Raw genomic sequence first — 14,799 nt, 5'->3', positions numbered from 1 at the left:
AGGTGCGCTGACAGGCCCGTCCCGTACTGTCGTTCCATGCCACGCCGCACTGCGACGATGCTCGCCTCCACCCTGATGCTGATCGCGCTTCTCTGCGCCGGAGTGCTCATCAAAGTGCCCTACTCGGAGATGTCCCCGGGCCCCACGGTGAACACTCTCGGCGACCACGACGGCGAGCCGGTGCTGCAGATCTCCGGGCACAAGACGTACCCCACGACCGGCAATCTCAACATGACGACGGTCAGGGTCACCAGCGCGGACTACAACATGAACCTCGCGGAGGCCGTCTACAGCTGGCTGTCCCACGACAACATCGTGGTGCCGCACGACACGCTCTACCCGGATGGCAAGACCGAACAGCAGTCCTCCCAGGAGAACGCCGAGGAGTTCAGCCAGTCCCAGGAGAGCGCCAAGGTCGCGGCCCTCAGGGAGCTGGATCTTCCGGTGAAGTCCCAGGTCATCGTCTCCACCGTCATCAAGGGCGACCCGGCCGAGGGCAAGCTGCACGCGGGTGACGTCATCAAGAAGGTCGACGGCACGCCCGTCAAGGAGATGACGGACGTCGCCAAGCTCGTCACCGAGCACAAGCCCGGCGAGAGCGTCACGTTCACCGTGGTCCCGGTCAAGGAGGCGGCCACCGCCGAGAAGGCGGGCAAGGAGGCGACCAGGACCGAGGAGATCAAGATCACGACGGAGAAGGCCGAGGACAGCGACCGCGCCATCGTCGGCATCCAGGCGGGGACCGACCACACCTTCCCGTTCACGATCGACATCAAGCTGGCCGACGTGGGCGGCCCCAGCGCCGGACTGATGTTCGCGCTCGGCATCGTCGACAAGCTGACCCCCGACGACCTCACCGGCGGCGAGTTCGTGGCCGGCACCGGCACCATCGACGAGAAGGGCAAGGTCGGCCCGATCGGCGGCATCGAGATGAAGACCGTCGGCGCGCGCGCGAAGGGCGCAGAGTACTTCCTGACGCCCAAGGCCAACTGCGCGGCGGCCGCGAGCGACGTCCCCGACGGCCTCACCCTGGTCAAGGTGGACACCATCGACGACGCCGTGAAGTCACTGAAGAAGATCCGCAAGGGCGACACCGACGCCCTGCCGAGCTGCACCGCGAAGTAGCGGCTCGTCCGGAAGACAGCCGTACGCGGACGGGGACACCCACCGGCGCCCCACCCGCGTACGAGCGACAGCGGGGGCTACGCGAACGTCGCCGCCAGCGCGTCCGCCAGGCCCGGCACCAGGTCGGAGCCGGTGAGGACCTCGGTCGGCGAGTCCTTCTCGCGCAGCCGCAGCGCCGACTCGCGGGCGCCGTCACGGAGCACCGCGACGGTCATGCGGACCTCCTGGCGGTCGGGGTGCTTCTCCACCCACTTCGCCAGCTGGGCCTCGCTGAGACCCTCGGGGACGGACGTCTCGGCGGACGGCGGCAGCATCAGGCGCTCCACCGTGAGAGCGCAGCCGATCACCGCGTCCGGCCAGGCGATGGTGCCGAGGAACTCGTCCAGCGGCTTGTCGGCGGGGATCTCCTCCTGCTCGATGGGGGTGAAACCGGCGTGCTCCACGCCGTCGTCGAGGCCGAGCTGAGAGGCCAGGCCGGGTTCTTGGGTGCGCAGCCGCGCCGTGTCGACGAGTGCGAAGAGGCGTGCGGGACGGTCCCAGCCGAGGCCGGATACGTACTCGTCGATTTCGAGCACGGCCCGGGTGAGGGGGCTCGCTGCCATGGGAGTGTTGGACATGGTCACAATCCTGCCTCGTTAGTCCCGAGAATCGGGAACCGAGTAAAGCGTGAGTAAGTTGCATAGGTGTGGGTCCGCGATCTCGGGGGCCTGACGGACCAACACCGAATCAACAGCGAACTTCGAGGTGCGCACCTTGGCTTTCCAGATGCCGGACCGCGGCGGAGGCCCGACGGGGCCACGGATCAGAGTGGGCCGACCCTCCCGTCGCGTCCGGACCCTGCTCATGACCTTGGGCGTGCTGGCCGTGCTGGCCATGGCCTTCGTCATGTTCTCCGGGTTCTGGACGGACTGGCTGTGGTACCGCTCGGTCAACTACTCATCGGTCTTCACGACGACCCTGTGGACCAAGATCGGCCTGTTCTTCGTCTTCGGCCTCCTCATGGCGGCCGCGGTCGGGGTGAACATCTGGCTGGCGCACCGGCTGCGCCCGCCGCTGAGCGCCATGTCGATGGAGCAGCAGAGCCTCGACCGCTACCGCATGGGCATCGCCCCGTACAAGAAGTGGCTGCTGATCGGGATCACCGCCCTGGTGGGTCTGATCGCGGGCGCGTCCGCGGCGGGGCAGTGGCGCACGTGGCTCCTGTGGGTCAACGGCGTGCCCTTCGGCCAGAAGGACCCGCAGTTCCACATGGACGTGGCGTTCTTCGCGTTCGACCTGCCCTGGTACCGCTTCCTGCTGGGCTTCGGCTTCGCGGCCGCGGTGCTCTCCCTGGTGGCCGCCGCCCTGACGCACTACCTGTACGGCGGGCTGCGGATCACCAGCCCGGGCGCGCGCGCGACCGCGGCGGCGACCGGCCACCTGTCGGTGCTGCTCGGCGTCTTCGTCTCGCTCAAGGCCATCGCGTACTGGCTCGACCGGTACGGCCTCGCGGTGAAGTCCAGTGACTTCAAGGCGACGGGCAACTGGACGGGTTTGAGGTACGTCGACGCGAACGCGTACCTGCCGGCGAAGACGATCCTGTTCTGCATCGCCGTCATCTGTGCCGTGCTCTTCTTCGCGACGCTGTGGCGGCGCACCTGGCAGCTGCCCGTCATCGGCTTCGGCCTGATGGTGCTCTCGGCGATCCTCATCGGCGGGCTCTACCCCGCGATCGTCCAGAAGTTCCAGGTCCAGCCGAACGAGCAGGCCAAGGAAGCGCCGTACATCGAGAAGAACATCGAGGCCACCCGGCACGCGTACGGCATCAGCGGTGTGAAGCCGAAGGACTACAAGGGCGCGGGCAAGGTCGACGAGGACCGCCAGAAGAAGCGCGAGGACGCGGACACGGCGGCCAACTACCGGCTGAACGACCCGAACATCGTCTCGCCCACGTTCCAGCAGCTGGAGCAGGAGCGCAGCTACTACCAGTTCCCGAAGACGCTGGACGTGGACCGCTACAACGGCCAGGACACCATCGTCGGCCTGCGCGAGCTCAACGTGAACAAGCTCGACAAGCGGAACTGGATCAACGACCACTTCGCGTACACCCACGGCTACGGCGTCGTCGCCGCCAAGGGCACGGAGACCGAGAAGGGCTCCAAGGGCGCCCCGGCGTTCACCGAGTCCGGTCTGCCCACCACGGGTGACATGAAGGAGTACGAGCAGCGGATCTACTACGGCGAGAAGACGTCGCAGTACTCGATCGTGGGCGGGCCCCAGAAGGAGCTCGACTACGAAGAGGACGGCGGCGGTCAGAAGACCTACAGCTACAAGGGCAACAGCGGGGTCAACCTCTCCAACCCGATCAACCGCGCCGCGTACGCGGTGTCCTTCGGAGAGCCGCAGATCCTGTACTCGGGCGCGATCGGCAAGGGCTCGCGGATTCTCTACAACCGCACGCCCAAGGAGCGCGTCGAGGCGGTGGCCCCCTGGCTGACCATCGACGGTGACGTCTATCCGACGGTGGTCGAGGGCCGCATCCAGTGGGTGGTCGACGCCTACACGACCACGAACGGCTATCCGTACGCCTCACGCACCACGCTCGGTGACACCACGGCCGACTCCTTGTCGGAGGCGGACAGCCAGCGCACGGTGATCGCGCAGCAGAACCAGGTCAACTACATCCGCAACTCGGTGAAGGCGACCGTCGACGCGTACACCGGAGACGTCAAGCTCTACACGTGGGACGAGAAGGACCCGGTCCTGAAGACCTGGAAGAAGGCGTTCCCGGGCACCGTCAAGGACAAGAGCGAGATCCCGCCGGCGCTGACGGACCACCTGCGCTACCCGCAGGACATGTTCAAGGTGCAGCGCGAACTCCTCACGCTCTACCACGTCACGGACCCGGGCCAGTTCTACAACGCGAGTGACGCCTGGCAGGTGCCGAACGACCCGACGAAGAAGGACGACAGCGCGGTCCCGCCGTACTACCTGTCCATGAAGGCGCCGGGCCAGGACCAGCAGCAGTTCGCGCTGACGACGACGTTCACCCCGAGTGAGCGGCCCAACCTACGGGCCTTCATGACGGTCGACGCCGATGCCAGAAGCAAGAACTACGGCAAGATGAGCCTGCTCAGAGTGACGGGCGACGTCGACGGCCCTGAACAGGTGCAGAACAAGCTGAACTCCATGAAGGAGGTCGGCACCTTCGTCCGCGACATGAAGGGCGCCGACTCCGACGTCCTCTACGGCAATCTGCTGACCGTGCCGCTGGACGACGGCTTCCTCTACGTCGAGCCCGTCTACGTACAGGGCCGCAAGTCGGCGTATCCGCTGCTGAAGAAGGTGGCCGTGTCGTACGGCACGGAGACCGTCTTCGCGGACACCCTGAGCGAGGGCCTCAACCAGGTCTTCGGCGCCGGCGGGGCCACCAAGCCACCGGCCGACGATCAGGACCAGGACGGGGACGAGCCGACCAAGCCGCCCAAGTCGAACGACCCGACGGTCCAGGCCGCGCTCGACGACGCCCAGAAGGCGTTCGAGGACGGCGAGAGGGCCATGAAGGAAGGCGACTGGAAGAAGTACGGCGAGGCGCAGGACCGCCTCCAGGAGGCGCTGGAGCGCGCCGAGGAGGCGTCGGCCAAGGCGGCGGACAAGAACGCCGACAAGGGCGCGGACAAGAGCGCCGACAAGAGCACCGACAAGGACGCGGACAGCGGCGCCGACAAGGGCGCGGACAAGAACGCCGACAAGGGCACCGACAAGAACGCTGATGACGGCGCCGACAAGGGCGGCGATCAGGCAGCGGGCAGCGGCGGCTGACCAGCTGGTCAAGGAGCCACCCCGCGCCGTGGTACGGTTTGAACACAACGGCGCGGGGTGGAGCAGCTCGGTAGCTCGCTGGGCTCATAACCCAGAGGTCGCAGGTTCAAATCCTGTCCCCGCTACTGCAAGGTGAAGGCCCGGATCCTTACGGATCCGGGCCTTCGTCGTGTGCCGTGACGCCTGTCGTGTGCGGGTGTCCTATGCCAAGACATGCGAACGGTGCGCCGCCGGGGGAGAGTTGGGGGATCTGTGTTTCACTTATCTCTCTGTGGGCATGTCGACAAAACGCTGAAGTGACCTCACTGGCTGCGGTATACCAGGTGTACCCAGGTTGCAGGTGGTGCGACGATGGACGTTATGGGGGACAAGGCAACTCTGTTGGAAACGGGGCGGTTTGTGCATCCGGCCGACCGGGAGGATCCCGGGGCGGCCGCCGAGGAATTGCGCCATCGGCTGGCCGCCGAGGCCGGAGACGTCGACGCGATGAGCGTCCTGGGAAGCCTTCTGCTGCGCCGCGGTGATCTGGACGGGGCCGAATCCATGCTGCGCGCGGCGACCGCCGAGGGCGACCGCGCTGCCGCGAACAACCTCGGCGTCCTCCTCCACCAGCGCGGATACGCCGACGAGGCGGCCGGCTGGTGGCGGGTCGCCGCCGTCGCCGGTTCCGCCGCGGCCGCGCACGCGCTCGGCCGCCACCACCGCGAGCGGGGCGACGAGCCCGCCGCCGAGTACTGGCTGCGGCAGTCCGCCGAGCAGGGCCACACCCTCGGGGCGTACGCGCTCGCGGACCTCCTTGAGCACCGCGGGGACGTCGGCTCCGAGCGCTGGATGCGGGTCGCCGCCGAGCGCGGCCACCGCGAGGCCGCCTACCGCCTGGCCCGCGCGCTCGACCGGCGGGCCGCGGCGGAGCGCGGCGAACCCGCCGAGCGCGGGCAGGGCCCCGTGCGCGCCGAGCGCGGGCAGGGTTCCGAGCGTGCCGAACGCGGGCAGGGCCCCGTGCGCGCCGGGCGCGGCGACGGTGCGGGCGTACGGAGTCCCGCGGGCGAGGCCGAGCAGTGGTACCGCCAGGCCGCCGCGCGCGGTCACCGCAGGGCCGCGCTGCACCTCGGCGCGATCCTGGAGCACCGCGGGGACCTGAAGGAGGCCGGGCGCTGGTACCTCAACTCCGCCAAGGACGGCGAGTCCAGGGCGGCCTGCGCGCTCGGCTTCCTGCTGCGGGACGCGGGCGACGAGGAGAGCGCCGCCGTGTGGTGGCTCAAGGCCGCGCAGGACGGCGACGGCAACGCCGCGAACGCGCTGGGCGCGCTGCACGCCGAGCGCGGCGAGACCCAGACCGCCGAGCGCTGGTACCGCGCCGCGATGGACGCGGGCGATGTGAACGGCGCGTACAACCTCGGGCTGCTCTGCGCCGAGCAGGGCAGGACCGCGCAGGCCGACCAGTGGTACCGCCGCGCCGCGTACGCCGGGCACCGCGAGGCCGCCAACGCGCTGGCCGTGCTGCTGCTCCAGGGCGGGGACGCGGCCGGTGCCGAGCCGTGGTTCTCCAAGGCGGCCGAGGCGGGCAGCGTCGACGCCGCGTTCAACCTGGGGATTCTCTTCGCGAGCCGCGGCGACGAGGCCTCCGCCCTGCGCTGGTACGAGCGCGCGGCGGCCGCCGGGCACACCGACGCGGCCCTCCAGGTCGGCACCGCGCGGCTGCGCGAGGGCGACGAGCAGGAGGCCGAGCGGCATCTGCGGTGCGCGGCCGGAGGCGGCAGCGCGGAGGCCGCGTACCGGCTCGGGACGTTGCTCGACGCGCGCCGCCCCGCCGCGGCGCCGCCCGCCCTCGGCGAGCCCGCGGCGGAGAAGACAGAGTGCGAGGAGTGGTACGAGCGCGCCGCCGAGCAGGGCCACCGGCGGGCCCAGGTCCGGGTCGGCATGCTGGCCGCGGGGCGGGGCGACGTCGTCGAGGCCGCGCGGTGGTACCGCAAGGCCGCGGAGGCGGGCAGCCGCAACGGCGCGTTCAACCTCGGGCTGCTGCTCGCCCGCGAGGGGAGCGAGCCCGAGGCCGCGCTCTGGTGGACGCGGGCCGCCGACGCGGGGCACGGCCGGGCGGCGCTCCGGCTCGCCCTGCTCTACGCCCGGCGCGGGCAGCTGGCGCAGGGACAGCGGTGGGCTTCGCGGGCGGTCGAGCTCGGCCCCGCGGAGGTCGCGGAGCGGGCCGGCCGGCTGCGCGAGGCGCTGCGGCAGGAGCTGTCCGCGTAGGTGCCCCGGCATGATCGCCCCGACCGGAGCGCCCGCCCGAGCGCCGACCGGAGTGCCCGCCCAAGCCTCTGCCCGAGCGCCGACCGGAGCGCCCGCCCGAGCACCTGCCGGAGCGCCCGCCCGAGCACCTGCCGGGGAACGAATTTGCGCTGGTCGTAGCCCTGACGTACTGTTGAGTTTACCGACGCGGGGTGGAGCAGCTCGGTAGCTCGCTGGGCTCATAACCCAGAGGTCGCAGGTTCAAATCCTGTCCCCGCTACTGAAACCGAAGGCCCGGAATCCGAATGGATTCCGGGCCTTCGGCTTGCTTGCTTGCGTGCGTGTGCCGTGCGCCTGCCGTGCCTACTTGTGGCCCACCGCCTCCCCGTACAGCCCGCGGTCGACCGCCTTCCCCTCCGGGACCTTCCCGCCCTCGGAGACGCCCGCCGCGCGGTACGCGTCCTGCAGGCGGTCCGTCGTGCCCGCGCGGATCTCCCAGTCCATGCGCAGCGACGGCGTGGAGAGCAGGATCTTCTCGTCCGTCTTGAGCAGCTTGGCGAGCTCCTTCGTGAAGGCCCGGTCGGCCTTGTAGTCGCCCGCGAAGTACGTGTTCACCGTTCTGATGTACGCGCGCAGCAGGGCGACGCCCGCGTCCGGGTCCTCCTTGAGGAGGTTCGGGCCGAAGAGGAGGCCACCGAGCGGTTCGCCCTGGGGCTGCCCGCCCAGGAACGCGTACCGCTTGTCGCCGTCGACCTTGCGCCAGACCGGGTCGAGCAGCCAGGCGGAGTCGGTGCCGCCGTTCTGGAGCGCGGTGAGGACGTCCGCCGAGCCCAGCTGCTGGAACCGGATCTCGTCCAGTCCACCGCCGTGCTTCTTCAGGGCCTCGTCCATGGGGTACGCGATGACGGACCCCTTGCCGATCATCGTGCCGAGCTTGCGGCCCGCCATGGGGACGTGGGCCGCGGTCTCGTCCTCCTTCAGCCTCACCCACAGACCGCTCTTGGACTTCGGGTCGGGGGAGAAGTTGCCGGCCGTCCACTTGATGTCGAAGCCGCTGGTGATGCCGTTCATCACGGCGGCCTCGGGGGCCGCCCACTGGGCGTCGATGTCGCCCTCGGCGAGAAGGGGGAGGGCGTCGGGGGTGGGCAGGACCTTCAGGCGGACGTTCAGACCCTCCTTCTTGAACTCGCCCTTTTCCACAGCCATCTGGAGGGGTGCGACGTACTCGGCGCTCAGGGTGCCGGTCGCGATCGTCAGGTCGCGCTCCTCGGGGAGGGGCTCGGGAGCGGGTGTGTTCGGTGAGCAGCGGGCGGGCTCGCGGTCGGGGGTGAGGTCGGCGGGGTCGGTCCAGCTGCCCTTGCCGCAGCCGGACACCGGGGTGACGGTGCGGGGCTTCGAGGGGGCGGAGGGGGCTTCGTCGTCCTCCTTCGCGCAGCCCGAAGCGGCGAGCAGCGAGCCCGCCACGAGCAGCGTGAGTGCGGTGGTGCGGGTGCGCATGGTTCCTCCGAGCACTCGTCTGCGTACGAATGGTCATGGTCACGGTCATGACTGGCTGCGGCCCCGGTCCCGCGGCGCCCACGGGGTGAGCCACCGGCCGACGACACGGACCAGTTCGGAGAAGGCGACGCCGAGCACGGCGACGCAGACGATGCCGACGAACATCACGTCGTTCTGGAAGAGCGCGCGCGAGTCGAAGATGAGGTGGCCGAGGCCGTCCGCCGCCGCGATCTGCTCCGAGGCGACGATCACCAGGACCGCGACCCCGGCGGCGATACGGGCGCCGACCAGGACCGCGGGGAGCGAGGCGGGCAGCAGGATGTGGCGGAACATCTGCCACGGTGAGGCGCCGAAGACCTGGCCCGCGTCGCGGTGGCCGGACGGGACGGCGAGGACCGCCGCCATGGTGGAGATCCAGACGAAGAAGAAGACGGTGGCCGCCACCAGCGCGATCTGCGGGCCCTCGCCGAGCCCGAACATGTTCAGGAAGACGGGGAGGAGAGCCAGTTTCGGTACGACGTACAGCGCGTCGAGCGTGGGTTCGAGCGCGGCGCGTACGACGGAGAGCGAGCCCATCAGGAGGCCGAGCGCGTACCCGGCGACCGTGCCGATCGCATAGCCGGCGAGGACGCGCTTGAGGGTCGCCCGGACGTCCGGCCACAGGTCGCCGTCGGCGGCGCGCTGCCAGCCGTCCTCGATGATCGTCTGCGGGGCCGGGTAGACGCGGTCGTCGATCCAGCCGCTCACGGCCGCGAGCTGCCAGAGCAGGACCAGTGCGAGCGGTACGCCCGCGGCGAGGCAGAGTTCCAGGGCGCGGCGTCTGCGGTGTGTGCGCACGGGGTGCAGTTCGTGCGGCCCCGGCTTTCTGACCAGGACGTCTTCATCGGGCGGTGTCTCGCTCGCGACGGCGCTCATGCCGCCGCCTCCGTGCCGGCCGCCGGTCCGGCCCCTGTGCCGACCTCGTTCCGCAGCAGGTCCCACAGCTCGCTCTTCAGCGCGGTGAACTCGGGGGCCGCGCGGACCTCGCCGGTGCGGGGGCGCGGGAACGGCGGTCGGCGTTCGGCGATGACGCGGCCGGGCCGGGCCGACATCACCAGGACGCGGTCGCCGAGGACGATCGCCTCTTCGAGGCTGTGCGTGATGAAGAGGGTGGTCGTGCGGGTGGTCTGGGTGAGGGCGAGGAGCTCGTCCTGAAGGACCGTGCGGAGCTGGGCGTCGAGCGCCGCGAACGGCTCGTCCATCAGGAGGATCTCGGGCTCCACGGCGAGGGCGCGCGCGATGGCCACGCGCTGGCGCATACCACCGGAGAGAGTGGCCGGATAGGCGCCCGCGAAGTCGGCGAGGCCCATGCGGGTCAGCCAGTGCGTGGCGCTGGCGTCGGCCTCTTTGCGCGGGACGCGTTGGATGTCCAGGCCGAATCTGACGTTGGCCTGGACGGTCTTCCAGTCGTGGATGCCGTAGTCCTGGAAGATCATCGCCGCGGGGTGCCGGCTCCTGGTGCGGATCGTCAGCTCGCCGCCGCTGGGGCGGAGGATGCCTGCGGCTATGCGCAGGAGGGTCGATTTTCCGCAGCCGGAGGGGCCGACCACGCAGGTGAACTCGCCGGGGGCGATCGTCAGGTCCACCGGGCCGAGGGCGTGCACCGCCTTGGCGGCTCGGCCGAAGGTTCTCGTGACGGCGTGGGCTTCCAGTTTGGGGTGCGGGTCTCCCACGGGTGTCTCCTCGCGGAGGGCGGGCGGTTTCTCGGGCGCCGCCGAGAATATGACGCACCGTCAGTTTCCGGAAGAGGCCGTGGCGCGCCGAAGGGCCCGGCACCTCTTGGTGCCGGGCCCTTCGGGAACGTACGAAAGTCAGGAACGCGTACGGAGAGGCCTCACGCCGTCGCGCAGTCGGGGCAGACCCCTCGGTACGTGACCTCCACGCCCTCGACCGTGAAGCCGAAGCGCTCCGAGTCGGGGAGGCTGGTCAGGGGGTTGCCCGTGGGGTGGACGTCCCGGATGGCGCCGCAGCGGGCGCAGACCAGGTGGTGGTGGGGGCGGTGGGCGTTCGGGTCGTACCGCTTCGCGCGGCGGTCCGTCGAGACCTCAAGGACCTCGCCGAGGGTCACCAGCTCGCCCAGGGTGTTGTAGACCGTCGCCCGGGAGATCTCCGGCAGCTTGTCGGTGGCGCGGGCGTGCACCTCGTCGGCCGTGAGGTGGACGTGTTCCCCGTCGAGCACCTCGGCCACGACGCGCCGCTGCGCTGTCATGCGCCAGCCGCGTCCGCGCAGTCGTTCCAACAGGTCACTCATGAGAACCAGCCTAACAGGCGGGGGACCAAGTCCCGAACGGGTGTGACTTTGGATGTTCACTTGACTTAGACAAAGTCTATCGTAGGATCAGTTACGACATTGGCCGAGGGACAGGACCCGCAGGCTTGATTACGCAGGAGGCGCACGTGACGCAGGGACCGCTCACCACGGAGGCCGGCGCGCCGGTCGCCGACAACCAGAACAGTGAGACCGCGGGCGCCGGCGGACCCGTCCTGGTGCAGGACCAGCTGCTGCTGGAGAAGCTCGCCCACTTCAACCGCGAGCGGATCCCGGAGCGCATCGTGCACGCCCGCGGCGCGGGTGCGTACGGCACCTTCACGCTGACCCGCGACGTCTCGCGGTGGACGCGGGCGAAGTTCCTCTCCGAGGTCGGCAAGGAGACGGAGACGTTCCTCCGCTTCTCCACCGTGGCCGGCAACCTCGGCGCGGCCGACGCGGTGCGCGACCCGCGCGGCTGGGCGCTGAAGTTCTACACCGAAGAGGGCAACTACGACCTCGTCGGCAACAACACCCCGGTCTTCTTCATCAGGGACGCCATCAAGTTCCCCGACTTCATCCACACCCAGAAGCGGGACCCCTACACGGGCTCGCAGGAGGCGGACAACGTCTGGGACTTCTGGGGGCTCAGCCCCGAGAGCACCCACCAGGTGACCTGGCTCTTCGGTGACCGCGGCATCCCCGCCTCGTACCGCCACATGGACGGCTTCGGCTCGCACACGTTCCAGTGGAACAACGAGGCCGGCGAGGTCTTCTGGGTCAAGTACCACTTCAAGACCGACCAGGGCATCAAGAACCTCACCCAGGCCGAGGCCAACAAGCTCGCCGGTGAGGACCCCGACTCCCACCAGCGCGACCTGCGCGAGGCCATCGAGCGCGGTGACTTCCCGACCTGGTCCGTGCAGGTGCAGATCATGCCGGCGGACGAGGCGGCGAACTACCGCTTCAACCCGTTCGACCTCACCAAGGTGTGGCCGCACGCGGACTACCCGCCGATCGAGATCGGCAAGCTGGAGCTCAACCGCAACCCGGAGAACGTCTTCGCCGAGGTCGAGCAGGCCATCTTCAGCCCCGCCCACTTCGTGCCGGGCATCGGTCCCTCCCCGGACAAGATGCTCCAGGGCCGTCTCTTCGCGTACGGCGACGCGCACCGCTACCGCGTCGGCATCAACGCCGACCACCTGCCGGTGAACCGCCCGCACGCCACCGAGGCGCGCACCCACTCCCGTGACGGCTTCCTGTACGACGGCCGCCACAAGGGCGCGAAGAACTACGAGCCGAACAGCTTCGGCGGCCCGTTCCAGACGGACCGGCCACTGTGGCAGTCCGTCCCCGTCACGGGCGGCACGGGCAACCACGAGGCGGTCCGGCACGCCGAGGACACCGACTTCGTGCAGGCGGGCAACCTCTACCGCCTGATGTCCGAGGACGAGAAGGACCGCCTGATCGAGAACCTGTCGGGCTTCATCGCGAAGGTCTCGCGCGACGACATCGCCGAGCGCGCGATCAACAACTTCCGCCAGGCGGACGGCGACTTCGGCAAGCGGCTGGAGGCCGCGGTCCAGGCCCTGCGCGGCTGACCAGTACCTCTTGTCGAAGAGTGACGGCGGGCCGGACTCCCTCGGGGGTCCGGCCCGCCGCCGTTCTCTCAGACGGCCAGCTGGGGCGCCGCGCGCCGGGCGGGCGCCCAGCAGCGGACGATGTCGCGGACCGAGACGATGCCGGTGGGCTCGTTCGCGTCCATGACGATCAGATGCCGGAAGCCGCCGTGCGCCATGGCGTCCGCCGCTTCGTCCAGGGTCCACGCCGGGGTGGCGAAGACGACGTCGGTCGTGGTGTGCGTACCGGCGATCTCTGTGTCCGGACTCTGGCCGAGGGCCACGGAGTTGAGGACGTCACGTTCGGTCAGGATCCCGAGCCCGCAGGTGTCGGGGTCCAGGACGACGGCGGCGCCGACACGGCGCTCGGACATCAGCCTGGCCGCCTGGCGCAGGGTGTGGGTGGGGCCGATGGTCAGGACCACCGTGCTCATGGCGTCGCGGACGAGCATGGGCGTGAGCCACCTCCTTGGTGGATCCGAGGTCTCCCGGTGGGCGAAGGATTGCCTCCGCTACCTGCTTGGAGAATGGATTCACAAGTTCACAAGTGGGGGGACTCCCAGAGTCGCAGCCGGACCGGGGGTCAACAAGAGGGCGTACGTCGTCAGTTCAGGGCATGCGATACGAACGTTCGCGCCACCGGTGGACGTGTCCACGACGTTCGGATCAGCGGGGCTCCGGGTCAGTACCGCTGATTCAGGTACCCCAGCAGCTCGTCGTGGAGCAGGCCGTTCGAGGCCGCCGCGTTGCCGCTGTGCGGGCCCGGCCTGCCGTCGAGGCCGGTGAAGCTGCCGCCCGCCTCCGTGACCACGATCGCGTTCGCCGCCATGTCCCAGAGCGACAGCTCGGGCTCCGCGCAGATGTCGACCGCGCCCTCGGCCACCATCATGTACGGCCAGAAGTCGCCGTAGCCGCGCGTGCGCCACACCGCCCGGGTGAGGTCCATGAACCCGTCGAGGCGGCCCTGCTCCTCCCAGCCGGTGAGCGAGGAGTACGCGAGGGAGGCGTCCGAGAGCCGCGAGACCTCCGAGACGCGCAGCCGGCTCGCCGAGGTGAGGCTGCGCCCCGTGTAGGCGCCGCCGCCCTTCGCCGCCCACCAGCGGCGGCCGAGCGCGGGCGCGGAGACGACGCCGACCACCGGCTGGTAGCCGCCCTCGCCCGCCTCCATCAGGGAGATCAGCGTGGCCCAGACCGGGACACCGCGTACGTAGTTCTTCGTGCCGTCGATCGGGTCGATCACCCAGCGGCGCGGGCCCGTGCCCTCGATGCCGTACTCCTCGCCGAGGATCGCGTCGCGCGGCCTGGCGCGCTGCAGCTGGGAGCGGATCAGCTCCTCGGCCGCCTTGTCGGCCTCGCTCACCGGCGTCATGTCCGGCTTGGTCTCGACCTTGAGGTCGAGAGCCTTGAACCGGTCCATGGTCTGGGCGTCGGCGGCGTCCGCGAGGACGTGGGCGAGACGCAGATCATCGTGGTAGTCGGGCATGGGTGAACAGTATCGATCTCGATCGGCGCGAGCCACAACGCCCGACCGGGCCCGGTGTGCGCGGGCTCGCGCCGGAGCTATTGACAGTGCCTCCCAGCGCGTCAACTCTGGCAGCCGGAGCCGGTTCGGCCCGGGGAGGCGACGATGCCCGCAGCACGGGAATCCTTACTGGACGCGGCCTACACGGCCCTCACCCGGCGGCCGTGGCCGGGTGTGCGCATGGTCGATGTCGCGGCCGTCGCCGGGGTGTCCCGGCAGACCCTGTACAACGAGTTCGGCAGCAAGGACGGCCTCGCCCGCGCCCTGCTGCGGCGGGAGACCGACGGCTATCTGCACGGCGTCGAACGCGCGCTCGCCGAGGAGCGCGAGCCGGCCGACCGGCTCGCCGCCGTCGCTGCCTGGACGGTGGGCGCCGCGCGCGGCAACGCGCTCGTGCGGGCCGCGCTCACCGGCTGCTGGGGCGAGCGGCTGCCCGCGCCGAGCAGGGCCGTCGGCTCCACGTCGTCGGTGCCCGCGCAGCGCCGCGCGGACGCGGGGGTGCCCTCGTCCGCGGAGCTGCTCGCGCTGGTGCGGGACCGGGCGGTGGCCGCGCTCGGCGGCCGGGGCAGGCCCAAGGACCCCGAGCTGGCCCTCGCCTGCGAGAGCGCCGTCCGCCTCGCCCTGTCGTACGTCGTCGCGCCCGCCCGGAACGACGACGACCCCGCGGAGCTGGTCCGCGGGGCCATCGGGCGCTGGGTGGGCGCAAACTAGCGCGCGCCGGA

12 protein-coding genes and 2 tRNA genes are annotated in these 14,799 nt (G+C 70.3%); 7 read left to right on the top strand and 7 right to left on the bottom strand.

What is annotated here, in order from left to right:
• The first annotated feature begins 36 nt into the window (after positions 1-36).
• Positions 37-1,125 (top strand): YlbL family protein, encoded by a 1,089-nt coding sequence (locus ACWDZ7_RS05920; protein ID WP_451795162.1) that lies wholly within the window; start codon positions 37-39, stop codon positions 1,123-1,125.
• Positions 1,126-1,202: 77 nt separating this feature from the next.
• Here ACWDZ7_RS05920 and ACWDZ7_RS05915 read toward each other — a convergent pair whose 3' ends face one another.
• Positions 1,203-1,742, bottom strand: coding sequence for a PPA1309 family protein (locus tag ACWDZ7_RS05915; protein WP_451512687.1), 540 nt, complete (start codon positions 1,740-1,742; stop codon positions 1,203-1,205).
• A gap of 148 nt (positions 1,743-1,890) precedes the next feature.
• Between ACWDZ7_RS05915 and ACWDZ7_RS05910 the strand changes: the two genes are divergently transcribed.
• The 4 genes from ACWDZ7_RS05910 to ACWDZ7_RS05895 all read left to right on the top strand — a co-directional run bounded on the left by ACWDZ7_RS05910 (position 1,891) and on the right by ACWDZ7_RS05895 (position 7,432).
• On the top strand, positions 1,891-4,926 hold the full coding sequence (locus ACWDZ7_RS05910; protein WP_451795375.1) for a UPF0182 family protein: 3,036 nt from the start codon (positions 1,891-1,893) through the stop codon (positions 4,924-4,926).
• A 51-nt stretch (positions 4,927-4,977) separates the two neighbouring features.
• Positions 4,978-5,051, top strand: a tRNA-Met gene (locus ACWDZ7_RS05905).
• Between the two features lie 226 nt (positions 5,052-5,277).
• Positions 5,278-7,173 (top strand): sel1 repeat family protein, encoded by a 1,896-nt coding sequence (locus ACWDZ7_RS05900; protein WP_451795161.1) that lies wholly within the window; start codon positions 5,278-5,280, stop codon positions 7,171-7,173.
• A 185-nt stretch (positions 7,174-7,358) separates the two neighbouring features.
• Positions 7,359-7,432 (top strand) — tRNA-Met (locus ACWDZ7_RS05895).
• Positions 7,433-7,515: 83 nt separating this feature from the next.
• Here ACWDZ7_RS05895 and ACWDZ7_RS05890 read toward each other — a convergent pair.
• From ACWDZ7_RS05890 to ACWDZ7_RS05875, 4 genes are all read right to left on the bottom strand, one after another.
• Positions 7,516-8,649: an ABC transporter substrate-binding protein gene (locus ACWDZ7_RS05890; RefSeq protein ID WP_451795159.1), complete on the bottom strand. Its 1,134-nt coding sequence runs from the start codon at positions 8,647-8,649 to the stop codon at positions 7,516-7,518.
• Between the two features lie 45 nt (positions 8,650-8,694).
• Positions 8,695-9,564 carry an ABC transporter permease gene (locus tag ACWDZ7_RS05885; protein WP_451795158.1) on the bottom strand — a complete coding sequence of 290 codons (870 nt, stop codon included), beginning with the start codon at positions 9,562-9,564 and terminating at the stop codon, positions 8,695-8,697.
• On the bottom strand, positions 9,561-10,361 hold the full coding sequence (locus ACWDZ7_RS05880) for an ABC transporter ATP-binding protein (protein ID WP_451795156.1): 801 nt from the start codon (positions 10,359-10,361) through the stop codon (positions 9,561-9,563). The genes ACWDZ7_RS05885 and ACWDZ7_RS05880 overlap by 4 nt, the downstream gene beginning before the upstream one ends.
• A 161-nt stretch (positions 10,362-10,522) precedes the next feature.
• A complete protein-coding gene (locus tag ACWDZ7_RS05875; protein ID WP_451512689.1) occupies positions 10,523-10,939 on the bottom strand; it encodes a Fur family transcriptional regulator in 417 nt (138 codons plus the stop codon).
• A gap of 128 nt (positions 10,940-11,067) precedes the next feature.
• On the opposite strand from ACWDZ7_RS05875, the gene ACWDZ7_RS05870 reads away from it, so the two are divergent.
• Complete coding sequence (locus ACWDZ7_RS05870) at positions 11,068-12,537, top strand: catalase (protein WP_451795373.1); 1,470 nt, start codon at positions 11,068-11,070, stop codon at positions 12,535-12,537.
• Positions 12,538-12,605: 68 nt separating this feature from the next.
• On the opposite strand, the gene ACWDZ7_RS05865 is transcribed toward ACWDZ7_RS05870, so the two are convergent.
• Both ACWDZ7_RS05865 and hisN read right to left on the bottom strand, forming a co-directional pair.
• The gene (locus ACWDZ7_RS05865) at positions 12,606-13,007 is read right to left on the bottom strand and encodes a CBS domain-containing protein (protein WP_451795155.1); all 402 of its coding nucleotides are present in this window, start codon (positions 13,005-13,007) and stop codon (positions 12,606-12,608) included.
• Between the two features lie 230 nt (positions 13,008-13,237).
• Positions 13,238-14,038 carry a histidinol-phosphatase gene (hisN, locus tag ACWDZ7_RS05860; protein WP_451795153.1) on the bottom strand — a complete coding sequence of 267 codons (801 nt, stop codon included), beginning with the start codon at positions 14,036-14,038 and terminating at the stop codon, positions 13,238-13,240.
• A 144-nt stretch (positions 14,039-14,182) separates the two neighbouring features.
• Here hisN and ACWDZ7_RS05855 point away from each other — a divergent pair, with 144 nt between their 5' ends.
• Positions 14,183-14,788, top strand: a complete 606-nt coding sequence (locus ACWDZ7_RS05855; protein WP_451795151.1) for a TetR/AcrR family transcriptional regulator — start codon at positions 14,183-14,185, stop codon at positions 14,786-14,788.
• The last annotated feature ends 11 nt before the right edge of the window (positions 14,789-14,799 follow it).

The organism is Streptomyces sp. NPDC003032, assembly GCF_053591415.1.
This window is presented reverse-complemented; position numbering and strand designations above follow the sequence as displayed.